At 59.8% G+C, this 25,149-nt stretch carries 10 protein-coding genes; 8 read left to right on the top strand and 2 right to left on the bottom strand.

The genetic code is table 11. From position 1 onward, the window contains the following. Window positions 1–12: 12 nt before the first annotated feature. From WDN10_02310 to WDN10_02295, 4 genes are all read left to right on the top strand, one after another. Window positions 13–2,199 (top strand): O-antigen ligase family protein, encoded by a 2,187-nt coding sequence (locus WDN10_02310; protein ID MEJ0053538.1) that lies wholly within the window; start codon window positions 13–15, stop codon window positions 2,197–2,199. Further along, window positions 2,196–3,236 carry a UDP-N-acetylmuramate dehydrogenase gene (gene murB, locus WDN10_02305; GenBank protein ID MEJ0053537.1) on the top strand — a complete coding sequence of 347 codons (1,041 nt, stop codon included), beginning with the start codon at window positions 2,196–2,198 and terminating at the stop codon, window positions 3,234–3,236. Before WDN10_02310 ends, murB begins: the two co-directional genes overlap by 4 nt. A 312-nt stretch (window positions 3,237–3,548) precedes the next feature. Further along, on the top strand, window positions 3,549–6,086 hold the full coding sequence (secA, locus tag WDN10_02300) for a preprotein translocase subunit SecA (protein ID MEJ0053536.1): 2,538 nt from the start codon (window positions 3,549–3,551) through the stop codon (window positions 6,084–6,086). 20 nt (window positions 6,087–6,106) lie between these two features. Further along, a complete protein-coding gene (locus tag WDN10_02295) occupies window positions 6,107–6,232 on the top strand; it encodes a hypothetical protein (GenBank protein ID MEJ0053535.1) in 126 nt (41 codons plus the stop codon). Window positions 6,233–6,242: 10 nt separating this feature from the next. Here the strand turns inward: WDN10_02295 and WDN10_02290 are convergent, their stop codons facing one another. Both WDN10_02290 and WDN10_02285 read right to left on the bottom strand, forming a co-directional pair. Further along, window positions 6,243–6,593 carry a DUF86 domain-containing protein gene (locus tag WDN10_02290; GenBank protein ID MEJ0053534.1) on the bottom strand — a complete coding sequence of 117 codons (351 nt, stop codon included), beginning with the start codon at window positions 6,591–6,593 and terminating at the stop codon, window positions 6,243–6,245. Window positions 6,594–6,597: 4 nt separating this feature from the next. Continuing rightward, window positions 6,598–6,885, bottom strand: coding sequence for a nucleotidyltransferase family protein (locus tag WDN10_02285; GenBank protein ID MEJ0053533.1), 288 nt, complete (start codon window positions 6,883–6,885; stop codon window positions 6,598–6,600). A gap of 58 nt (window positions 6,886–6,943) precedes the next feature. On the opposite strand from WDN10_02285, the gene obgE reads away from it, so the two are divergent. The 4 genes from obgE to WDN10_02265 all read left to right on the top strand — a co-directional run bounded on the left by obgE (window position 6,944) and on the right by WDN10_02265 (window position 25,134). Then, the gene (gene obgE / locus WDN10_02280) at window positions 6,944–7,924 is read left to right on the top strand and encodes a GTPase ObgE (protein MEJ0053532.1); all 981 of its coding nucleotides are present in this window, start codon (window positions 6,944–6,946) and stop codon (window positions 7,922–7,924) included. Between the two features lie 16 nt (window positions 7,925–7,940). Continuing rightward, window positions 7,941–9,362, top strand: a complete 1,422-nt coding sequence (gene gatB / locus WDN10_02275; GenBank protein ID MEJ0053531.1) for an Asp-tRNA(Asn)/Glu-tRNA(Gln) amidotransferase subunit GatB — start codon at window positions 7,941–7,943, stop codon at window positions 9,360–9,362. A gap of 88 nt (window positions 9,363–9,450) precedes the next feature. After that, a complete protein-coding gene (locus WDN10_02270) occupies window positions 9,451–10,290 on the top strand; it encodes a hypothetical protein (protein MEJ0053530.1) in 840 nt (279 codons plus the stop codon). Window positions 10,291–11,076: 786 nt separating this feature from the next. Then, the gene (locus WDN10_02265) at window positions 11,077–25,134 is read left to right on the top strand and encodes an immunoglobulin-like domain-containing protein (GenBank protein MEJ0053529.1); all 14,058 of its coding nucleotides are present in this window, start codon (window positions 11,077–11,079) and stop codon (window positions 25,132–25,134) included. Window positions 25,135–25,149: the final 15 nt, after the last annotated feature.

The raw sequence follows: 25,149 nt of genomic DNA, 5'->3' as shown, positions 1-25,149 counted from the left end.
AGTTTTTGCAATATGCATGTGAAAGGGACGGCAGCTCAGATAGGGTGGTGGACGGCGGTCGGGGCGCTCTTCCTTCTGCCCTTTGTTCCGCTTTTGGTCACGAACAGCCTGTATTTCCCGTTCATAACCGGAAAGGCGTTCGCCTTCCGTATCCTGGTCGAGATCGCGCTCGCCGGATGGGCGGTGCTCGCGTTTGCCGACAAGCGATACCGCCCGCGCTTCTCCTGGCTTGGCGCGCTCTTCGCCGTATTCGTGCTTTGGATGTTCCTCGCCGACTGCTTCGCGATAAACCCCGAAAAGGCGCTCTGGAGCAACTTCGAGCGGATGGAGGGATGGATCACGCTCGTCCATCTTCTCGGCCTTTTTGTGGTAGCGAGCTCGGTACTGTCAGCCAAGGATCTGTGGCGCCGGCTCTGGCTTACCTCGCTCGGGGTTTCCGTGATCGTGTGCCTCCACGGCGTCCTGCAGCTTCTGGGCGTCGCCGCGATACACCAGGGAAGCGGGCGTCTGGACGCATCTCTCGGGAACGCCACGTATCTTGCGGTATATCTCCTGTTCCATATATGCATAGCCGCCTGGCTTCTGCGGGGCGAGATCGAACGCCGTTCGTGGCTCCGGTATGCGCTCCCGCTGCTTATCCTCTTTGAGACCTATATCCTCTTTAAGACCGAGACGCGCGGGGCGGTCCTCGGGGTCGTCATCGGAGCCGCGGTTGCCGGTCTTCTCGCCGCGCTGTTGTCGGGCGGGAAAACTCGGCGGTACGGCGCGGGAGCGGTTATCGCAGTCCTCGTCCTGTGCGGCGGATTCTTCTTGGTACGCGATTCGTCGTTCGTTACGAACAATTCCGCGCTTGCGCGCATCGCGTCCATTTCGATCGACCAGGGCTCGACGCGCTTCGCGCTCTGGCACATGGCGTACGAAGGATTCCTCGTGCATCCGGTGCTCGGCTGGGGTCAGGAAGGCTACAACTACGTCTTCAGCGAATTCTATCGCCCGTCGCTGTATGACCAGGAGGCGTGGTTTGACCGGGCGCATAATTCCTTCGTCGACTGGCTCGTCGCGGGCGGTCTTCCGGCGTTCCTTCTGTATATAAGCCTCTTCATCGCCGCATTCTGGCTCCTGCTGCGGCGTCCCGAATTCACGATCGCGGAGAAAGTCGGCCTGTCGTCGCTTCTGGTTGCGTACGGGGTGCATTCGATGTTCGTCTTCGACAATCTCATATCCTCGCTCCTGTTCGTTCTAGTCATCGCGTATATCCACGGGAAGAGCGCCCGCCCCGTTCCGTACCTTGAACGCCTGCCGGAGGTCGCCGACGAGTCGGCGTCGACCATGGTTCTCCCGGTGGCCGCGGTGCTGCTCCTCGCCGTTCTCTGGTTCGTGAACGTGCCCGGTATCCGGGCGGGGAGCCAGCTTATCGAAGCCATCACGCCTTCGGCGCAAGGGCCTGCGGGGCAGCTTGCCTCGTTCAGGGATTTGCTCACGCACCCGGCGTTCGCTTCCCAGGAGATAAACGAACAGCTCGTGTCGTTTTCAGTGAGCGCCATAAGCAGCGAAAGCACGGGTCAGGAGGATAAAGCCGCGATTGCCTCTTTCGCGATCGCCAAGATGGGAGAGCTCGTCGAACGTCTGCCGCTTGATCCGCGCCTGCGCCTCGAATACGCCCTCGCCTATCGGGTCGCCGGGGACAGCCAGAACGCACTCAAACAAGATGAAGCCGCCGAGGCGCTGTCGCCGAGGAAGCAGGGCATATATATAGAAGAAGGAAATACCCTCTGGGAAGCGGGAGATATGGCCGGTGCGAAGGAAGCGTATGAGAAAGCCTATGCGCTCGATCCTTCCTTCAGCGATCTTGCCGTCTATGCGGCGGTCGGAAGCGTCATCACCGGCGACAGCGTCGCAGCGGATGCCATTCTCCAGGACGCATTCGGGACGACAAGCGTGGCGAACGAGAAACTCATTCTCGCGTACTATCGTTTTCAGGACTGGCCGCGCCTTATACGAAGCCTGGCGCAGAACGTGATCGATCAGAACGGGGCGGCGAACGCCTGGTTCCGCCTCGCGGCCGGATACGTGAACGCGCGCGACCTTTCAAGCGCGCGCAAGGCGGTCCAGGAAGGCATCGCGGCGCATCCCGAGGCCGCGGCCCAGGGCCGGGATCTTCTCCTGCAGATCGACGCGATGGCGGCCCAGGGCCAATGACGATCCGGGAGAACGTCTCGCTTCGGAATCTCACCACCCTCAGGATCGGCGGTGACGCGCGCTTCGTCATCGACTGCGATACCGGAGAAGATATCGAAACAGCGGTTCTTGAAGCCCGCAAGCTCGGCCTTCCCGTTTTCATACTAGGCGGAGGATCGAACGTGCTTGCGCGCGATGCGGGATACCCAGGCGTCGTCCTTCGTCCGCGGATTCCGGGCGTCACGTTTTCTGAGCTTCGAAGCGGCAGCGTCGAAGTCACGGCCGGAGCGGGAATCCTGTGGGACGAACTCGTACGCATATGCGTCCTGCGCTGCCTGTGGGGTCTTGAGAATCTTTCCGGGATTCCGGGTACCGTCGGCGGCGCCGTCGTACAAAATATAGGCGCGTACGGGGCCGCGCTCTCCGGGACGCTTGTACGCGCGGAAGCGTTCGATACTGCGCTCCTTGCGTCCCGAATATACACCCGCGATGAATGCCGGTTCGGATACCGCGACAGTTTCTTTAAGCACGAGGGAAGGAAACACGTCATCATGCGCGCGACGTTCACGCTTTCGAGCGTTCCGGCGCCGAATTTCTCGTACCGGGATCCGAACCGCTCCTATAAAGATGTCGCGCGGGTGCTCGGGGAGAATCCGGCCCCGACGCTCGCCGATATCCGGACGGCCATCCTGTCCATTCGTGCCGATAAGTTCCCCGACCTCTCGAAGGAAGGTACTGCGGGGTCGTTTTTCGAGAACCCGATCCTTCCCGAAACACATGCCCGTGCGCTTCAGGCGCGCTACCCGGAAATGCCGCTGTTCTCCATGCCGGAAACCAGCGATCTTAAGGTGCCGCTTGCGTGGCTTCTGGATCACGTACTCGGACTCCGGGGTTTCCGGGAGAAGCGCGTGCGCCTTTTCGAGAAGCAAGCGCTCGTGCTCGTCGCCGAGGACGGCGCGACCGCGGCGGATGTGGAAGCGTTCGCCGATATGATCGCGAAAAAAGTTTTTGACGCTACCGGCATCGTTGTCGTGCGCGAAGTGCGCGCGTTCGGATAAAAAGTTATCCACACTTTTGTTTTTTCGCTCACACAAAAAGTTATTACGCGCGATACTGTTCATTAGAAACATTCATGCGTGAATTATTTCTCGCGTGGATGGGTCGATGAGCAAGAAATTAATTTACGAAACACCATGGCAAAGAAAATGAAGAAGGCAGCCAAGAAGACTTCGAAGAAGTCGAAGGCAAAGAAGCCTGCAAAGCGCAAGGCCGCAAAGCGCCGCAAATAGTTTGGCAACGCCCTTCGGGCGGAACCGATCTAGAGCGAAAAGCCTCCCACAAGGAGGCTTTTCGCGTTATAGTGTCGATTCATGGCCAATATCCTCAACCGGCTCTTCTCCCGCAACCAGTCCGCAGGATTCCTGAAGGAAGCCGCGCCCGTGGTTGCGCGGGCAAATGCGCTCGAATCCGAGCTTCTGGAGCTTCCTCGGGAAGCGCTTGCGGCCCGGCTTGAGGGTCTTCGGACGCGCGTTGCGGACGGAAAGCCCTCGGACGAGGCTATCGCGGAAGTCTTCGCCATCGTGCGGGAAGCGGCCCGCAGGACGCGAAACGAACGGCATTTCGACGTGCAGCTTATCGGCGGTCTCGCGCTTGCGCGCGGCAAGATCGCCGAAATGCGCACCGGAGAAGGCAAGACCCTGGTCGCGACGCTTCCGGCGGTGCTTCGGGCGCTTGCAGGCAAGGGCGTGCATATCGTCACGGTGAACGATTTCCTCGCCAGGCGCGACGCGACTTGGATGGGGCAGGTATACGCCTATCTCGGCATAACGGTGGGCGTCGTCACCTCAGGCGGGAGCTATCTCTACGACGAATCGCACGTCGAGAAGGAGGAAGACAAGGCGCGCGACGAACTTGGCTCCTTCCGGGTGTTCTACGACTATCTCCGACCCGCGACCAAGAAGGAGGCGTACGCGGCGGATGTCACCTACGCGACCAATAACGAGCTGGGCTTCGATTATCTGCGCGACAACACCGCCTACGACGCTTCCCAGATTTCCCAGCGCGGGCACCACTACGCCATCGTCGACGAGGTCGACTCTATCCTTATCGACGAGGCGCGTACCCCGCTCATCATCTCGGGTCCGGCCGCGGAATCGGGAGACCTCTACGTGCGCTTCGCGAAGATCGTCGAAGGGTTCAAGGAAGGTGAGGACTATACCATCGACGAGAAGCAGCGGGCGATCCAGATCACCGAAGAAGGCATCGGGAAGGCCGAGAAGGTGCTCGGTCTCGAAAATCTGTATACCGAAGGCGGCATGAAATACGCGCACCATCTTGAGACGGCCGTGCGCGCCAAGGCGCTCTTTCATAATGATAAGGAGTATGTGGTCAAGGACGGGGAGGTCGTGATCGTCGACGAATTCACCGGGCGCCTTCAGCCGGGCCGGCGCTGGTCCGAAGGGCTTCATCAGGCGGTCGAAGCCAAGGAAGGCGTCGCGGTGCAGCGGGAGACGCGCACGTACGCGAGCGTGACCTTCCAGAACTATTTCCGCATGTATGACGCGCTTGCGGGCATGACCGGCACCGCGCTCTCGTCCGAAGAGGAGTTTTATACCGTGTACGGGCTCGAGGTGGTCGTGATTCCGACCAACAGGCCTACGAAGCGCGCCGACCACAACGACCTCATCTACCAGACCGCGGCGGGGAAGTACGCGGCGGTCGCGAAATACATCAAGGAACTCCACGGGAAGGGCCAGCCGGTCCTCGTCGGCACCGTCTCGATCGAGGATAACGAGATCGTGAGCGCCTATCTTACGAACGCGGGAGTCCCGCACGAGATGCTGAATGCGAAGAACCACGAACGCGAAGGAGAGATCATCGCGCAGGCGGGCCGGAAGGGGAAGGTGACCGTCGCGACCAACATGGCCGGACGCGGCGTCGACATCAAGCTCGGGGGCGTTCCGGCGCTTCCCGAGGAGCGCGAGGAGGTCGTCGCGCTTGGCGGCCTCGCGGTCATCGGCACCGAGCGGCATGAGGCGCGCCGCATCGACAACCAGCTTCGGGGTCGTGCCGGACGCCAGGGAGACGCGGGCGAGACGAGATTCTTCGTATCGCTTGAAGACAAGCTCATGCGGGTCTTTGCGGCGGATACCATAAAGAGAGTCATGGGCACGTTCGGCATTCCCGAGGACGAGCCGATCGAGAGCTCCATGATCACCTCGACGCTTGAGACCGCGCAGAAGCGCATCGAAGGTTTCAACTTCGATTCCCGCAAGCAGGTGCTCGCGTACGACGACGTGATGAACACCCAGCGCCTCGCGGTCTATGCCCGCCGCCGTGCCGCACTCACGGGAAGCGCCGAGGACATCGAAGCGCTCGTACTCGAACTCATCATGGGCGACGAAGCGGCGCAGGCAGCGTACGAAGCGAAGCGCGCCGAGTACGGTCAGGAGGATTTCGTGCAGCTTCTTCGCAGGCTTGTCCTCCAGGTCACCGATGCCTTCTGGCTCGAGCAGCTGGAGACCATGGAATACCTCCGCCGTTCCGTATCCCTTCGTGCCTATGGCCAGAGAGACCCGCTCATCGAATACAGGAAGGAAGGGCTTGCGCGATTCCGGCACATGGAGGCGAGCATCGCCGAGGCCGTGCGGCAGGCGCTTCCGCGCATCATCCCGGCCGAGGCCGCGCGCATCCGCGCCGAAGAGGAGAGAGTTCGCGCGCAGCTTATGGCCGCGGGCGGGAGCGAATCCGCGGGAAACGGCACAAGCGCACCGGCCACGATCGTGAAGGGTTCGACTCCGGGCAGGAACGACATGGTAACTATCAGAAAGGGAGATGAGACGCAGACGATGAAGTATAAGAAAGCAGAATCTCTTCTTAAGGAGGGATGGGTAATGAGTACTGAATAGTGAGAGCGATATTCACCTTTATGCCCCGCGCGGAATTGTACAAGCGCCTCAAAGAAGGATATATAAAAGGCAAAAAAGAAGGCCTTGTCATTGCGGACGAATGGTCGCGTCTTGATGATGCGGCGTGGCTCGTCCGTATTGAGTAAATTGAATCCGCTAATCTTTAGCCTTCAGCTCCTCGAGTACCTGCCGAATCTGCTCGCGAAATACAGGGAGGTCGTTTTTCGCGGTGAAAAATAGATCGTCGATGACGATTTCAGTATAGTCATGGGCAAGCACATCACGGAATCCGGTCGCTTGTGCCCATTCGATATCTGGATATCGGACGCGCACCGCTTCCGGTACGCGTTTTACAGCTTCGCCGACAACTTCGAATCGCCGCATCGTAGCGTCCTGAAGATCGAGGCTGTTTCGGAACTCATCAAACGTTACCTGCCCGATGCTTGCGATAATACGGTCGCTGTATTCGAGTATGTCGTGCAAATAAACCCGGACATCCTTTCCCATAGGTTTAGAACAGCCGTATCTTCTCGCGCTCTATATCGGCCCGGAACTCCGGACGAAGCGCGTCTATCTGCACCAGATCGACGGAGCAGCCTCCAAGCGCTTCCTCCATCGCGAGTTTAGCCGCAACAAATGCGAAAAGTCCGCGTACACCATCGAATCGTACGAGAATATCGACGTCGCTATCTTCACGTCCGTCACCTCGCGCGAGGGAACCGAATAAGTATGCCTCCGTTACACCATAATCAGGCAGCACCGCCGCCGCCTTCTTTTTTATTGAGTCAATCGTTTGCATAGATACATTATACCATGATACGAGCGTGGGTGAAAAGAGTGTGTTAGGGTGAATCCATATGGCATTCGTAGACGAGGTTCGGGTGCAGGCGAAAGCGGGGAGGGGAGGCGACGGAGTCGTCCGGTGGCTCCATGCGTTTGGGAAAGACAAGGGGGGGCCGTCCGGAGGAGACGGCGGGAAGGGGGGTGACGTGATACTTGAAGGCGTACGCGACCTCGCACAGCTCGCAACCTATCGATTCACGAAAAAAGTCCGTGCGGGTGACGGGGAGGCGGGCGGTAATAACGACAAACACGGTGCGGACGGGGAGCCGGCGATACTCAGGGTGCCGGTGGGTACCGTCGCGAAAAATCGCACGACAAAGGAAGAGTACGAAATTCTCGAGGAAGGACAGAGAATCGTAATCCTTCGCGGGGGTGCCGGAGGCTTTGGCAACCCTCACTTTAAAAGCGGCGAGAATAGGAATCCTGACCGGGCAACGCCGGGGAAACCGGGAGAGGCTGGGGATATCGAACTGACCCTCAAACTTATCGCGGACGCGGGTCTCATAGGCTTCCCGAACGCAGGGAAGTCCTCGCTCCTCAACGCACTTACCAGCTCAAAGTCCAAAGTCGGCGCCTATGCCTTCACCACCCTTGAGCCGAACCTTGGTGACTTCTATGGCTTCATTCTTGCCGACGTCCCGGGCCTTATCGAAGGAGCCTCGTCTGGCCGAGGTCTCGGTACCAAATTCCTAAAACATATCGAGCGCACCGGATTTCTTGTACATCTTGTCTCGGCTGAGCAAGATGACGTGGTTGCGGCCTATAGGGTGGTGCGGGACGAGCTCAAAGGCTTCGGACGCGAGCTCGAGGGGAAAAGGGAATTCGTCGTACTCTCAAAAACCGACCTGATTGATTCGAAAGGGGAGATCGAGGTGCGCGTAAAGGCTCTCAGGGAGGCCAGCGGAGCTGAAGTTCTTCCTCTTTCCATAGCCGACGACACGCTTCTTAAAGCTTTCTCCGACCGCCTTTCCATGCTTCTGCGCTCAAGAGAGTAGTGCTAGATTGGGGTTAATGAAGTACCGCCCGACCATCGGCCTTGAGGTCCATGCCGAGCTCAAAACTCGGACCAAGATGTTTTGTGATTCGAAGAACGATTCCCGGGAAGTACGGCCGAACGTGAATATCTGTCCTATCTGTCTCGCGCATCCGGGAACGCTTCCGACCATCAACAAGGAGGCTGTACGGCACGTGCTTCGCGTGGGGACCGCGCTTGGCGCAACGCTTGCCGACTTCAGCGAGTTCGACCGCAAGAGTTATTTCTATCCGGACATTCCGAAGGGATATCAGATAAGCCAGTACGAGCATCCGCTCGTTTCGGGCGGAAGCCTCAACGGCGTTGCGATCACACGCGTGCATCTTGAAGAGGATACTGCGCGCTCGACGCACGGCGGCGATAAAAGTCTTGTCGATTTTAATCGAGCGGGCGTTCCGCTCATGGAGCTCGTCACCGAGCCAGTGATACATGATGCCGAAACAGCCGGGGCATTCGCGCGCGAGCTGCAGCTTCTGTTGCGGACGCTCGGAGCCTCTGATGCGAATCTCGAGCAAGGTGAGATGCGTATCGAGGCGAATATCTCGGTATCGGATTCCGATGCCTTCGGCACGAAAGTTGAAGTGAAAAATCTAAACTCGTTCCGTTCGGTCGAGCGCGCGATCGCGTACGAGCTCGACCGTCAGTCCAAACTTATCGACTCGGGAGGGAAGGTAGTACAGGAGACGCGTGGCTGGGACGAGACGAAGCAGGAGACTTTTCACCAGCGCTTTAAGGAGGGAAGCGCCGACTATCGGTATTTTCCGGAGCCCGATCTTCCAAAGCTCGTTCTGTCCGAAGTTCCAGAGTTCTCATACGACGCGCTTGCCGCGTCGCTTCCGGAACTGCCGTGGATTCGCCGCGAACGCTATGTATCGCTTGGCCTCAAGCCGGAGACAGTCGAGATGTTTTTGCAGGAAGAAAACAAGTTCCTGCGCGCAATGTTCGAGGGCGTGGCGGAACTTACGGGCAGTGACGCCGACCTCATGCGGCTTGCCGGAAACTACATCGCGTCTGATATCGTCGGGTTGCTTAAGGATGCCGATGCGCGCGGGAGTCAGGAAAATCTTTCCACCACCTCTTTCCTTGCCCTTATGCGGATGATAAAGGCCGGAGATGTCTCTTCCCGGGGGGCAAAGGACGTACTCATGGAGATGTACGTCTCGGGCGGTGAGCCCATGGCGATAGCGACGGAAAAAGGCCTTATTCAGGTTCATGATGAAAACGTACTTGCCGAAGCGGTCCGCGGAGTCATTGGGGCGAACCCGGAGGTGGTGGCGCAGTACCGTGCAGGGAAGGAGGCCTCACTCCAGTTTCTTGTGGGTGCTGCCATGAAAGCGACCAAAGGTGCCGGGAATCCGGGGAAGCTGCGCGACCTTCTCGCGACGGAACTTGCGAGGTAAAGACTCTAAATTCGGATGGATTTTCAGCTTTTTCGGTGCTTGTGTACAACCTCTTCTATACGGGACGAGATACCTATATACTAAGTGCATGAATGAGTTACTTATAGGAAATCAGACGTTTATCTCGTCTAAGCGAGCGTCGGAAATTACGGGATATGCCAAGGATTATGTCGGTCAACTTGCCCGTGAAGGGAGGGTGACGGCAACGCTTGTTGGACGCAGCTGGTACGTTCTTGAATCCGCCATTCGCGAGCATCGTTTTGGGAAGCAGGCAGAGGTTTCAAGTGGTGCACAAGGACCTAAGGAGGAACAAAGCGGTTTGGAAAAAGCTGCAAGTCCCGCTTGGGGCTCACCTCGCTATAGTAGTGAGGAAGTACCGAGTATTTTTGAAGTTCCAACCGAAAGTCCCGGCGTAAACCTCCTCTCTTCAGAAGAATCAGAGCAGACAGAAGTACGTGAAATTCCCGCAGCAGAGACTCAAAGCGCGCTTCAGGACATACAGTCAGCCTGGCAAGACTGGTTTATTAATCGAGTCGGGCCGCAGGAATCGCAAAACGTCCCTATTTCAGAACCGGAAACCTTTGAAGAAGGGCCTGTAGCCGCGCCAGAGCCTATAGAAGAGGCTACATCGATAACCTTACATATCTCTCGGAACGAAGAGCAAATCTCCTCAGGAAACGATTTTGAGCCCGTGGACACATACATTGTTTCGGAAACACGACACGAGCTTGCTCCAGCAAAGCGTAAGGAGGTTAAGAAAGGGCATTATGTACTGAGCTCGCTCATGCTAACCGCAGCCGGTATTGCGGTACTGATAGCGATAATCGGTACAGGCAAACTCGATTTTATAGCAGCTAACGATGGCTTACAGGCGAACCTCATACAGTTTCTAAACGGAGCAGAGCAGTACGAAAAGACTAACAAATAAAGGGTATTATATCTCGTATAAGCGAGGTTGCATTACTGGTTTGATGCGGTTGTTTAAGGTGATTTAATTGCAGAAAACTTACAAAACTACGCTGTAGGCGAAGGTTATATTTTTTTCGGCCTCTAAAATACGCAATTTTCGTTGCAGAAGTCGGTACAATTTTCATACCAACCATGCTTCGCGTGCTCAATTTATCGTCAACTTGCCCCGACCATTTTGTTAGTGATTGCGGATACGGTAATTCAGAAAACCTTATTTTCCTTATCCACATACAATTTGGAGTTTATTCCGGAAAGTCCATATAAACTGTAGTTAATTCGGTTATCCGACATGGATCCTTACCTCCTTAAAGAAAACTTGATATCGACGAAAGTCGCCGCTGATTTATCCGGATATAGTCCTGACTATATTGCGAGACTCTGCAAAGGAAAGTCTATCGATGGAGTGCGAGTTGGGCGCACGTGGCTCGTTGAGCGTTCATCGCTTGAACGTTTTATAAAAATCCAAGCCGACCGCAATGCGGCCCGCGCTCGCGCGTTGGCTGAGTCGCGCGGAAAGGAGTATGCGGAGTTTGTAAAAAAGCCGGCTTCGCCGACAACACCCGACGCGGTACCCGCAAGCTCCGAAGCAGCGTCAAAAGCGCCACGGGCAGTACCAGCTCCATACTTTTCATATGCATTTTCAGGCCATGCCGTTTCCCTCGCGGTTGCCGTTGCGATAGTGGCGGGCGGCGCGGCACTTGCTCGTGCCGATGTTCTTGGATCGATTGCAGATCATTCTCTCGCGATGGTAACGGAATCCGCGGGTGTCGTACGCTCAGCGAGCGCCGCCACCATCGCCTCGATCGCAAGGCATGCGCTTGAAACGGAGAGCCGCACGTCCGCGACGCGCGTTGCGCTCAAAGAGTCGATCGCGCAGTCGACCGACGACCTTGCACACGGAGCGTTACTTCCGCTTACGAACGCGACGATCGCCGCACGGGAGACTCAGATGCAAATTGTGCCAGCGCAAGATTCGCCGTGGACAAGCGTTGCATTGGAGTGGACGCCGCCGGAAGCGTTTGCGGAAGAAACGAAAGGGAACTTTTCTCCGCGCCTGTCCGTTTCGGATCGAACTTCCACTCCCGCATCTCTGACCGCGGCACTTGAAATACCGCGCGCGATTTTCCGTTCGGTGTACGCGCTTGGAGACATGTTGGGCATGCGAACCGGCAATGCGCTGCCCGCGCTTCTCGGCGCTTATGAGCGATCGCTCTACGCTTGGAGCGACGCGTCTCCCCGCGTAGTTGCGTATGTAGCGAAAAAGGAAGTCGCGATTGGCGAGCGGATGATCGGAGCAAAAAATACCGCACTCGCTTTTGATACCGGAGCTTCGATGCGTATCGAATCCTTCATTCCCCGGGTCTTTGGAGCTTCCGGGAGCGAGCAGGCCCTCCCCGCGGCCGCGTATGCTGGCGCGCCGCTTACGGAGCCAGAATACATTGCGCTTTTTACCTACGAGACTATCCGCAGCCTCTTTGATCGGACAGCGGAAACAATCGCTTATATTCTGACCCCGCCCACCGTTATTCTGCCTCAAGTCGCCTATGTGTCATCCGGAAATGTCGTTACAAGCGCGACAAGCACGGGGGCGGTAGATGTTCCCCTGGTCATCCATCAGACAGGTCCCACGTACGTGACGAATCAATACATTGCTCCGGAAGGCGGCGCATCAATTGCCTATGTGGACGCCGCGATCGGCGGTTTGCGAGCGTTGCTGTACCAGAACATCGACTCCGCGGTGCGAAGCGGGGCGCGCGGGGGCGGTACAACCGTCGTGCAATCGGGGGGAGGTTCGGGGTCGGTAACTTCCGTCGACGCTTCCGGTGGAACGACCGGATTCTCATTTGCCGGCGGTCCGGTCACTTCAAGCGGTACGCTCACGCTGAGCGGCATACTCGATATAGACAACGGAGGTACGGGTATCGCGAGTGCGCCCGCATACGGCCAGGTCCTTCTTGGCGACGGCGCGGGCGGGTACGATCTTGTCGCGACCTCGTCGCTCGGGATCGCTGCGGGCGGCAATCCTTCATGGGGGAACATCATTGGCACGCTTTCGAACCAGACCGACTTGCAAAGCGCCCTTGATGCGAAACTCTCGCTCGCCGATTGGTACGCGACGACGACCGACGGACTTGATGAGGGGACGAACAATTTGTACTGGACGAATACGCGGTTTGATAATCGCCTCTCCGCGACCACGACACTCCCGAACATCACAACGCTCGCGAACCTCGGTACGATCAAGACGTCGCTTACAGGAATCTTAAAGGCAACCGCAGGAGCTCTTTCGGCGGCGGTACCGGGCGTTGATTTCGAGAATCCTCTCACCTTCGCATATCCGCTCGTGCGGGCCGTTAACAACATCACGCTCGCATTTGGCACAACGACCGCGAATACCTGGGGCCCTGTCCAGACGTTCACCAATGCTCCCATCCTTGGCGCCCTCTCCGGTCTCGTCTACGGTAATAACGGCACGCTCGCGACGGCGGCAACTTCGACGCTTGGCGTCACGAACGGTCTTGCCGTCTCGTCTGGCGCGCTCGGATACCAAGTCGGCGGCACGAACGTGCAGATCGGCCTCGCGCCGATCGCGGCAAACTCGGTCCTCGCAAACCAAACGGGAGGAAGCGCCGTTCCGGCCGCGCTTGCGACCTCGTCGCTTGGCATCGCGCTTTCCGATACGACCGGAACGCTCGCTATCAACCGCGGGGGCACCGGTACCTCGACCGTTCCGACCGCCAACAAGCTCTTGTTTTCCGATGCGAACGGGAATTGGGAATATGTCGCGACCTCGTCGCTTGGCATCAACAGTGCGGTGTGGGGGAGCATTACCGGGATTCTCTCGGATCAGACTGATCTGCAAAATGCGCTTAACGCCAAATTCGACGCCTCTTCTTTCGACGCCTCTTTCTACACCTACTTCCATGCGACCACGACCGACGCGCTTGCCGAAGGTGCCACTAACAAATACTGGAGTAATACGCTCTTCGATAACCGGCTTACCGCGACCACGACGCTCCCGAACATCACGACCCTCGCGAACCTCGGTACCGTGTCGACCTCACTCACGGGAGTTTTGAAAGCCGCGGCGGGCGTCCTTTCCGTTGCAGTACCGGGCACCGACTTCGAAAACCCGCTCACGTTTTCCTATCCGCTCGTGCGTTCGGCGAACAATGTGTCGCTTGCCTTCGGTACCACGACGAGCAATACCTGGGGCGGCACACAAACCTTTACGAATAGTCCGATCCTCGGCGCGCTTTCAGGCCTTGTATATGGAAACAATGGCGCGCTTTCAAGCGCAGCGACCACAACGATCACCACTTCCGGCGCTTTGTCGTTCTCCTCATCCGATCCGGTCGTCCTCGGCTCATCGCCATACGCACTTTCGTTAAATAATGATGCGACGCTCCAGGTTTCCGGCGGGAATCTCGGAATCAACCTCGCGAACCCCAACACCTGGACTGCGCTCCAGCAGTTCAATGCAGGCGCAAGCTCGACGCAGTTCACCTCTACCGGCAATACCTATCTTGCGACAACCGGAGGAAATGTCGGTATCGGCACCACATCGCCGTACGCCAAACTGTCCGTCGCCGGCCAAGTCGTCGCCGATTACTACACCGCCACTACGAGCGCGACCTCTACCTTCGCCGGTCCGCTTTCCGTTTCGCAGCTTGCGATTACCGGGAACAACGGCCTTCTCAAGGCAGCAGCCGGCGGCTATGTAGCAAATGCCGTTCCTGGCACCGACTACGTTGCCGATGCCTCCGGCAACTGGACCGGCACGTTTGACGGGCAGGAGGGAAGCTACTATCTCGACGCCACCCACCTTACTAATTTCGGCGTACCCTTTTACAACTTCTTCAGCGCCACGACGACCGATGCCCTAGCGCAAGGATCCGTCAACAAGTATTGGAGTAATACGCTCTTCGATAACCGGCTTACCGCGACCACGACGCTCCCGAACATAACGACCCTCGCGAATCTGGGTACTGTAAATACTGCGCTGACCGGTATCCTGCGCGCGACCGCCGGCGTTCTTTCAACCGGCTCTGTCGATCTTGGAAGCCCGGACGTAACCAACGTGCTCGGCCAGGCAAACGGCGGCACAGGCATCGCGTCATACAACCCGGGCGACCTGCTTTATGCCGACGGCAATGGCGATCTCACGGCACTGCCCCTCGGTGTTTCCGGCCAGGTGCTTAAGGTGTCGGGCGGCGGATTGCCGCAGTGGGGAGTCGACCAGACGACTGGAGGAGGGGGCGGGGCGGGCGCATGGGCGACCACGTCGGACAGTCTCGCGATCTATCCAACCGACACGTCAGATGTTGTCATCATTGGCGACAGTGCGACTTCCTCGCTCGTGAGCATCTTCGAGGTGCACGGCAAATCATATTTCAATAACAATGTGGGCATCGGGACGACGACGCCCGGCGCGCGCCTCTCCGTCGAAGGCCACTCACTGCTCGGCAATTACGCGACTGCCGGCTTCTTCATCGCGACCACGAGCGCGACTTCGACCTTCGCGGGGCCCCTCTCGACGCTCAATCTTGCCGTCACCGACTTGGCAAGCGGCCTCGTGAAGGTCGGCGCTGGCGGTTACTTCCAGCATGCAGTCCCCGGCACCGATTTCGAAAATCCTCTTACATTCTCGTACCCGCTGGTCCGCTTGACGAACAACGTATCGCTTGCATTTGGCACCACGACAAGCAATACCTGGGGCGGCACACAAACGTTTACGAACAACCCGGTCCTCGGAACGCTTTCGGGGATTATATACGGGAACAACGGCGCGCTCGCGGCTGCCGCCACGTCTTCGCTTGGCATCGTACTTTCCGACACCACCGGCACGCTCACCGTCGACCGCGGCGGCACCGGCACCACCACCTTCTACAACGGCGGCGTCACGTTCTACGACTCCGGTCTCGGCACACTCTCGCAGGCATCCGCTCAGGGAGGACTCTACTTCGATAAGACGAACAGCAGACTCGGCATCGGCACTACCTCTCCGTACGCGAAACTCTCCCTTGCGGGTACCGCAGGCGGCACAACTCCCGTCTTCGCTCTCTCGACCTCGACCGCGGGTTTTGCCACCTCGACCGCGCTCGTTGTTAGCTCTCTTGGGAATCTGCATATGCTCGCGGGCGCCGGCATAGACATCGGCTACGGTATTGCGCCTCCCGTGAGCGGGTTGTTGGTACAAGGCAATGCCGGCATCGGCACTTCCTCGCCATTCGCTCAGCTCTCGGTCGGCATGGGGTCCACGACTCCCGCATTCGTCGTCGGCGCCGCCGGAAGCTCGACTCCGTCGCTGTATGTCGGCAGCGCGAACGGCAACGGATACGTAGGTATTCGCACCTTTACGCCAAGCGCCCCGCTTGACATCAACGCAACTGCGGCAAACGAAGGTTTGCGCGTCACTCGCAATGCAGCCCCGGGCCAGTATATCTCCATCAACCAGTCGAACGGCAGCGCGCATCAGATTCAAGGATTCGGTTCCAAAGTATTCTATTTCACGAACCAAGATACCAGCGCGGTAGTTCCTGGTTTTGAGTTCGATGTCAACGGTGCGACATCCGGCGGCAGCGGCACGCGCGCACTCGTCATTATGAACTCCGGTTTCGTCGGTATAGCTTCCACCACTCCCGCCTACCGCCTCTCCGTCGAAGGTTCCTCGTCGCTTGGAAACCAAGCGATCGCAGGCTTCTTCACCGCCACTACCACGATTGCCTCCACTTTCCCGAACGCCTCGACCACGCTCGCCTCCGTCGCCTCCGGCCTGTACAACACCTATCTCACCACGAACCGCGTCCCATACACGACAACCAACGGCCTTCTGACCGACTCCGCGAACCTCACCTTTAATGGCACCACGCTTACCGCAAACACGCTTGCTCTTACGAACGCCCTGCCTCTTTCCTCCGGCGGCACCGCGACCACCACCTTCTACAATGGCGGCGTTGTCTTCTCCGACGGCACGAAGCTCACGCAGGCACCCAACACCTCCGCAAGCGCCCTCTTCTGGAATAACGGGGCCGGAAGGCTTGGCATCAATACGGTGTCGCCCACGAATCCCCTTGATGTCGCCGGCTTCATCAATACGGATCAATACTCGGGATACAAAATCGCCAACCGCCTGCTTGGGTATGCGTCGACGACGAATGAAACCACCATCTTCGGCCTCAATGCCGGGGGCGACGCGACCACAACCGCAAGCGACGTCCGCAGCACCGCCTTCGGCCGGTACGCCCTCAACGCGAACAACAACGGCTTCTACAACACCGCCCTCGGCTATCAAACCCTCCTGTCCAACACCGCCGGCTCGTACAACACCGCCGCGGGCGAGGGCGCCATGCGCGAATACACCACCGGCTCGTACAACGCCGCCTTCGGATACTACGCGCTTGGCGGCACCACGACGGTCTCGGGCGCCGCAAACACCGGCGAGGAGAACACCGCCGTCGGGTACAAGGCGCTCCGCTTCACCGCCAACGGCTTCTACAACACCGCCGTCGGGTACAAGAGCATGTGGAACAACATCAGCGGCAGCTCGAACGTCTCCGTCGGCGACGGCGCCCTCTATTCGAGCTACTACAGCCCGAACAACGTCGCGATCGGCAAGGCCGCCCTCGAATTCGCCTCGTCGACCATAGGCGGCAACGTCGCGATCGGGTACGAAGCCGGCAACGGCAACCTCGTCCTTGATACCGGCAGCTCCTTCAACAACAGGAACGGCGTCTATATCGGCTATCGCACGGGCCACTCCCTGGGCGACGCCTCCGACTTCAACACCTTCCTCGGCTCCCAGGCCGGGTACAACGTCACGACCGGCGCCGGCAACATCCTCATCGGCGCCGCCACCTCCTCGACCGCCGTCGCGAACCTCACCACCGGCAGCCAGAACATCCTCATCGGCACCAACATCTCGCTCCCGTCCGCGACGCTCTCGGGACAGCTCAACATCGGCAACCTCATCTACGGCACCGGCGTGACCGGCACCGGCTCTGCGGTATCGGGAGGGAACATCGGCATCGGTACGACGAGTCCGGGGGCGAGGCTTTCCGTCGAGGGCGCGTCGCTCCTCGGCAATTCGGCCACTGCCGGCTTCTTCGTCGCAACCACCTCCGCGACTTCCACCTTTGCCGGCCCGCTTTCTATACCGAACCTCGCGATTACCGGGAACTCAGGTCTTCTCAAGGCATCGGCCGGAGGATACATAACGAACGCCGCTCCCGGCACCGATTTCGAAAACCCGCTTACGTTCTCCTATCCTCTCGTCCGTTTGGTGAACAATGTGTCGCTTGCGTTTGGCACGACTACCGCGAATAACTGGTCGCAGCTCCAGCAATTCTTCGGCAACGCCTCCACGTCGCAGCTGACGGCAACTTCAAGCGCGTATTTCGCGACTCTTGGCGGGAGCGTCGGCATCGGCACCGTCGTTCCCGCCGCGACGCTCGCGGTTGTCGGCGATATGACCGTCGGCAGTTCCGGCACGGTCGGTGCGGGCGGATACCTGCAGCGCCTGTATTCGACGACAAATAGCAGCATGCAGAGCCTCTATTATCAGGCGGCAAACAGTTCGGGTCCGGTCCAAAGCTTCCAGAAATACCGCGGTTCCGGCACGGAGATAAGCAATAACGACGATCTGGGCACCGTTGCCTTCTATGGCGTCGACAGCACGGGTTCGTCGCAGCTCTACGCGCAGATACTTGCGGAAGCGGACGCGGCAACGGCTACCGGCGGCGACGCTCCGGGACGCCTCTCATTCTTCACGACCCCGGACGGATCGGCAACGCCGGTTCAGCGGCTGGTAATCAAAAATACGGGGAATGTGGGGATCGGCACGACGACCCCGGGCGCGCGCCTTGCCGTCGAGGGGGCATCGCTTCTTGGCAATTTCGCGAGTGCCGGGTTCTTTCTCGCGACGACCAGCGCAACCAGTACGTTCGCAGGCCCGCTCTCGACTCTCAACCTCGCCATCACCAACATCGCCTCGGGGAATCTTCTCAAGACCGGCGCAGGAGGCTATGTGGTCCCTGCGGTTGCGGGAACCGACTATCTCACCTCCGCGAGCGGCATCACCTCGGTCACGCCGCAGTTCGGTTCCGCGATCACCGGCGCACTCACGCTCGCCTCGTCAACGAGCGGAACCGACTTCTCGATCACGGGTTCGGGCAATACGGTCACCTTCAATCTTCCGACCGCATCCGCAAGCAATCGCGGGCTCCTCTCATCGACCGACTGGAGTACGTTCAACGGAAAGCAGGCGGCAGGGAATTACATTACCGCGCTCACCGGGGACGTCACTGCAAGCGGCCCGGGCTCCGCAGCCGCGACGCTCGCGACGGTGAATGCCAACGTCGGCTCCTTTACAAACGCCAGCATCACAGTGAACGGAAAGGGTCTCATCACTGCGGCCTCTTCCGGCGCAACGCCAGAAGTGCCTCTTGCCTTTGCGTGGCCGCTCGTTCGTTTGATCAATACCATAAGCTTCAACGGCCTTTCGACTTCCACCCCGGCAGTGGTTGGGAACATACCGTACTTCTCGGGACCGAATACCTTTGCGAACGTTGCGACCGGCACGGTCTCAAACGGTACCGGCATCTCGGTCACGGCAGGGCAGTCGGTCATCGGAAGCGGGCTTACCATCACCAACACCGGCGTCACGTCGCTTTTGCAAGGGAATCTCGGCATCGGGCTTTCGGGCGCGACCGGCGCCGTGACGATCAGCAACAACGGAGTCCTTTCACTAACGGGCACTCCGAATCAAATCACCGCTTCCGCTTCAACCGGCGACATCACGCTTTCCATTCCAAGCCAGTTCAATATCCAAAACGCATCCACCACCAACTTCTCCGCAAACACGCTCGCGGTCGGCGCGACCGGCACCACCACCATCTCCGCGACCGGCACCGTCACGACGCCATCGCTTACCATTGGTTCGCTCACGGGTCCGCTTCAGGCTATCAATGGTCTTGTGTCCGCGACCTCGACCCTTTCGGCAGCTTTTGGCGGCACCGGCACTACCACCTTTTATAACGGGGGTGTCGTCTTCAGCGACGGTACGAAATTGACGCAAGCGCCCAATACATCCTCGTCGGCGCTCTTCTGGGATAACGCTAATGGCAGGCTCGGTATCGGCAGCACCACGCCATCCGCAACGCTGTCCGTGGGCGGTTTCCTTGCTCTTGGTTCCACCCCCACCACCACCCCCGCAAGCCCCGGCACCTTCGCCTTCGACGGCACATACCTCTATGCGAAAGCCGGCATCGGCACCACGACCGCAGCCGGCAATCCCATCACGGACGGCTGGTTCAACCTCGGCCTCGGGAACCAGGTCGATGTGTTCCTCGTCGCGGGGCAGTCGAACATGCTCGGCCCCGGGGACGCCGAGACCGCCCCCGTCGCGCCCCTGGGCCAGGTCATGCAGTACTGGCACGGACAGATTCTCAACGAAGATTCCCTTGCCGGGACCTCAAACGACGACGGCGCCTGGGCATCCTTCGCCCTCACCTACTATCGCGCCACCGGCCGCCGGGTCGCGTTCGTCAACGGCGCGCGCGGCTCGACGTCCCAGGTCGCCGCAGCCTGCTACGGCAACTGCAAAGGCACCTGGGACACGACCGGAGAGTTCTTCAGCGGGTCCGTCGGCACCACCACCGCGGCGCTTGGCGCCTTCCGGCAGGCCGGCTATACACCGGTGTTCAAGGGCGTCTTGTGGGGCCAGGGAGGAACGGACGGCGTGGCGATCAACGACAACACCCCGGGCGTCTCCCAGGCAAGCTACGAAGCCGCGCTCAAGACCATGATCGCCAACTATCGCGCCCGCTTCGGCGCGAACATGCCGTTCTACATCTTCCGGTCGGGCACGCTCCTCACCATGTCCGACCTCGGCCAGTCGCAGGTCCGCGCGGCGCAGGAAGACGTCGCCGCGAACGACTTCAACACGCGGATCGTCTTCGCGAGCGACCTCGATTATCCCTCCCTCAACTACATCGAGGACGACCTCGGCCACTACAACCAGAACGGCAACCAGATCATGGGCCGCATCGCCGCGACCAACGTCGTCACGGGCGGCGCGATGACCTTCTTCCAGCACTCCGCCACCTCCACCAAAAGCATCTACTACACCGAAGGCAATGTCGGCATCGGCACCACCACCCCCTTCGCGAATCTCGCGGTCCAGAATCCGTTCGGATCCATAACGCCCTTTATCCTCGCGGTCGCGTCCTCGACCAACCGGTTCGGTACCACCTCGACCATGTTCCTTAACGTGACGAACGCCGGGAACGTCGGCATCGGCACCACCTCCCCCTATGCGAAACTCTCCGTCGCCGGCCAGGCCGTCGCCGCCTATTTTACTTCGACCACCACCACCGCCTCCGTTTTCCCCAACGCCTCCACCACCCAGCTTTCCGTCGCCTCCGGCCTGTACAACACCTATCTCACGACCAACCGCGTCCCCTATACCACCACCGCGGGCCTCCTCACCGACTCCGCGAACCTCACCTTCGACGGCACCACCCTCACCGCAAACACCCTCAACCTCGCCAGCATGCTCACGGTGCCAAACGGCGGCACCGGCACCACCACCTTCTACAACGGCGGCGTTGTCTTCTCCGACGGCACGAAGCTCACCCAGTCCGCCGCCCCCCGGAACTTCTTCTGGGATGAGACGAACAAGCGGCTCGGGATCGGGAACGCCTCGCCCTCCTATCCGCTCGACGTCGCCGGCTTCGTCAACACCGACCAGTATTCGGGATACAAGCAGGCGGGGAACACCGTCCTCTACGCGAGCACGACGAACAGCTCGCTCGCGCTTGGCGCGTCTTCCGCCGCCGCGTGGATGTCCGCCACCTCGACCATTACGGACAACATCGCCATCGGCCAGGGTGCGCTCGCCGCGGCGCCGGCTAACATCCTGCCGGGGCACCTCTTTGCCGCGATCAGGAACGTGGGAATCGGCACCAACGCCCTTGCCGCCAATTCCGGAGGCGACTCGAACACCGCGGTCGGATACTCCGCGCTGTTCTCAAACACGAGCGGCCTCGACAACACCGCGATCGGCGCGGGCGCGCTCGCCCTCACCACCACCGGCTACTACAACACCGCCGTCGGGCTCGCGGCGCTCCAGACCAACGTCAGCGGATTCCACAACACCGCCATCGGCATGGGAGCCGGCCGATTTATCGCCGACGGGACGACCCCCAACCAGACCGCAAGCGACTCCACCTACCTCGGCTACGGCGCGTTCCCGCTTGCCGCCGGCGGCGCGAACGAGATCGTCATCGGGTACAACGCCGTCGGCAACGGCTCGAACTCCGCCACGCTCGGAAACACGGGCATTGCCAGGACGATATTGAACGGGAATGTGGGGGTGGGGACGAGTACGCCCGGCGCGCGCCTTTCGATCGAAGGCGCGTCGCTTCTTGGTAACTCCGCGACCGCCGGGTTCTTTATCGCCACGACGTCGGCGACTTCGACCTTCGCGGGCCCGATCTCGATACCCAATCTCGCCATCACCGGCAACTCGGGCATTCTGAAGGCGTCAACGGGCGGATATATCGTAAACGCGGTGCCCGGCACCGACTATCTGACCTCCTCGACCGGCGTCACTTCCGTTTCGAACGTCGACGGCACGCTCACTATCACCCCGACGACCGGCGCGGTCATCGCCTCGCTCAATGTCGCGAACCCCAATACATGGACCGGACTACAACAATTCAGCGCTAACGCATCTTCAACGCAATTTACTTCGACGGGCAATACCTATCTTGCAACGGGAGGCGGCTTTACGATGATCGGTACGACGACTGCTCCCTATACCACGCAAGTGGGCTCGCCGATTTTAAGCGTTGCCGGGAGCATCCAGGTCGGGAAGCAGGGGAACAACAGCAACGGCATAGACTTTATACGCACCGACGGCACTTCCGGCACGGCATATGCGCGATGGGTCGGATCGAGCAACAGCGTCTTCGGCATCTCCAATTCCTCCTCGAGTGGTGTTTTGCGACTTTTGGTTGATGCTTCGAACGGAAACAGCATCCAGCTTTACGGCAAAAGCAACGTTGAGATAGCCCGTGCCGACGTGGCGACGAACAACTTCGCCATCGGCAGCACGAGTCCGTTCGCGCGGCTTTCGGTTAACGGCGCAAGCGGCGGTACGATCCCGCTGTTCGTTATCGCAAGCAGCACCACGGCCACTGCGTCCACGACCGCGCTTCAAGTATCCGCGCTCGGGAACCTGCATATGCTTGGCGGCACGGGCATCGATATCGGCTACGGCATCGCGCCGCCGACGAACGGACTCCTGGTACAGGGCAATGTCGGCATCGGTACCACTTCGCCCTATTCGCTCCTCTCCATCTCGAACTCCGTCTCCACTCCGGCCAATACCCCGCTGTTTACCATCGCTTCCACGACGGCCGGCACGGCGACAAGTACGTTCATGACGGTACTCGCGAACGGCAATGTCGGCATCGGCACCACGTCTCCCGCGAACTCTCTCGAGGTACACGGCAATCTCTATGCGGACAATGGTGGCGCTGTCACATACTCGGTCATCGGCACTTCGAACGTGAAAGGCACGGCGCCCGGCACAAATGACACACTCTTCGTCGGAACAACGAGCGCAAACATCAATATGCGCGGTCTCTTTGTGGTGGTGAACGCCTCGAGTACACCTGCGACAGCAACTATACAAGGACTTAACACGCAAGTAGTATGGTCGGGCTTGGCCAATAACGTATCCGGCGGAGCGCAAGGCGGCGGTCTCCGAAACCGGATCACCGTTTCAAATACCTCCGTCGGCTATGGAGTGAATCAGATGAGCGGTCTTACGATCCAGAACGCCGTTAGTGGCACGCTCGCCACTTCCACCAATGCTTCCAACTATCATTCCGAAGCCCCTTCGGTAGACACCGGGAACCTCATAACGAACTTCCGCGGCTTCTGGCAGCGAAATACGTCGATAGGCGCAGGCACGCTCACCAACTCGATCGGCGTCAACGTCGAGAGCCTTGCGAACGGCACGAACAACACGGAACTCCTGCTCGGCACGGCCACGGCTCCTTCCGGAAATTACGCCATTTATCAGGCCGACGCCTACACGAACTACTTTGCCGGGAAAGTCGGCATCGCCTCGTCGACGCCCGGCGCGCTCCTTGCGGTGCATGCGAACAACGGCGCTCTCTATCCGGGCAACAATCTCTTCGCCATCGGCTCTTCGACCGCGAGCGCGACGACCACGCTCTTCAAGGTCGACAACGCCGGGAACGCGACATTCAGCGGTCCTGGCGGTACGTGCGTCATCAACGGTTCGGGGGCGTGTACGTCGGACTCCCGCCTCAAGAAGAATATCGAGGCGATCACGGGCGAAGAGGCGCTCTCGAAGCTCTCGCTCATAAGCGGCGTAACGTATAACTGGCGCGATCCGTTGCTCAGCCAGGGTCAGCAGGTGGGCATCATCGCGCAGGACGTGGCGAAGGCGTTCCCGCAGCTCACCGGGACCGTTGAGACGCAATTGAACGGCGTGACCGGCACCTACTACACCGTGAATTACGCGGGACTTGTCTCGCCGCTTATTTCCGCGGTGAACGCGCTCAACGCACGCACCGGCTTTATCAGAAACGCTGCCGCAAGCTCGACCGTCCCGGCGCTCGCCGTCGACGCGGCGGGGAACATCGGCATCAGGACCGGAGCGACAAACCGGGCGCTTTCTGTCTCGGGCGATATCGGAATCTCGGGCACGGTATATGCCGACGGCTTCGCGCTTCCGGCCGGATCCTTCGCGTCCGTCGCGGCAAACCTTGGTTTCGCGAGCACCAGCCTGCCGTCAGTGGTGCTTACGGAAGACGCGTCGGGCATCGACCTGTACAAGCTCGCCACCTACAGCCTCGGAAGCCTGCAGTCGATTTCCGCCGAGCTTCTGGCTATCGGCGCACGCATGGATTCGCTCGAAGACCGCATCGCACGGCTCGAGGACGGCTCGATCGGCATGGATGCGGCTCCGGGTACTTTCGCCTCGTCGACGCTCGCGTCGGCGCTCGAAGGTTTCGGCGCGTTCGTCCGGGAGGGAATCGCGCAGTTCGGCACCCTCGTTGCCGACCGGTTCGTCGCGGCCGCGGATTCGGCGGGGAATTCCTCCGCGGGATCCGGCATGATCCTCGCGGGCAATACGGCCGTCGAAATCGAAAACGTGTATGCCGCGCCGTCGGACAAAATATTCGTGACCTTTACCGGAGCCGTAAACGGCGGATGGTATCTCGCGGACAAGAAGAACGGCTCGTTCCGCATACGCCTCGAGAAAGCCCAGCAAAGCGACGTGTCATTTGATTACTTCATCGTCGGGACGAAAGGGCAGGTCGCGACCTCGACCGCGGCTGCCGTCATAAGCGAAGAGGACGAAGCGGGGGACTCCTCCCCGGCGAATTGGACCCCGGAAACCGATATCCCGCCGCCTCCGACAGGAAACAATGGCGGTGCGGGCGCGTCGTCTCCCGACACGCTGGCGCCCGTGATAACGCTCGCGGGCGATGCCGAGACGCATCTCGCTCAAGGGGCCGTCTGGGAAGATCCGGGCGCAAGCGCGTCCGACGATCGCGACGGCGACCTTACGCCGGACATCACGAAAGACGGCGCAGTCGATACCGCGACACCCGGAAGCTATACGGTCACGTACCGTGTTGCGGACGCGGCAGGAAACGAAGCGCACGCTTCGCGCGCCGTTACGGTCATCGCGCCGCCCGTAAGCCCGGCGCCGGAAGAGCCTCCCGCGCCTGGTCCGGAAGCGGAACCGGCGCCCTAAGCCGGAGACCGTCCG

The organism is bacterium, assembly GCA_037200965.1.
Classification (GTDB): domain Bacteria; phylum Patescibacteriota; class Minisyncoccia; order Phycocordibacterales; family Phycocordibacteraceae; genus C7867-001.
This window is presented reverse-complemented; position numbering and strand designations above follow the sequence as displayed.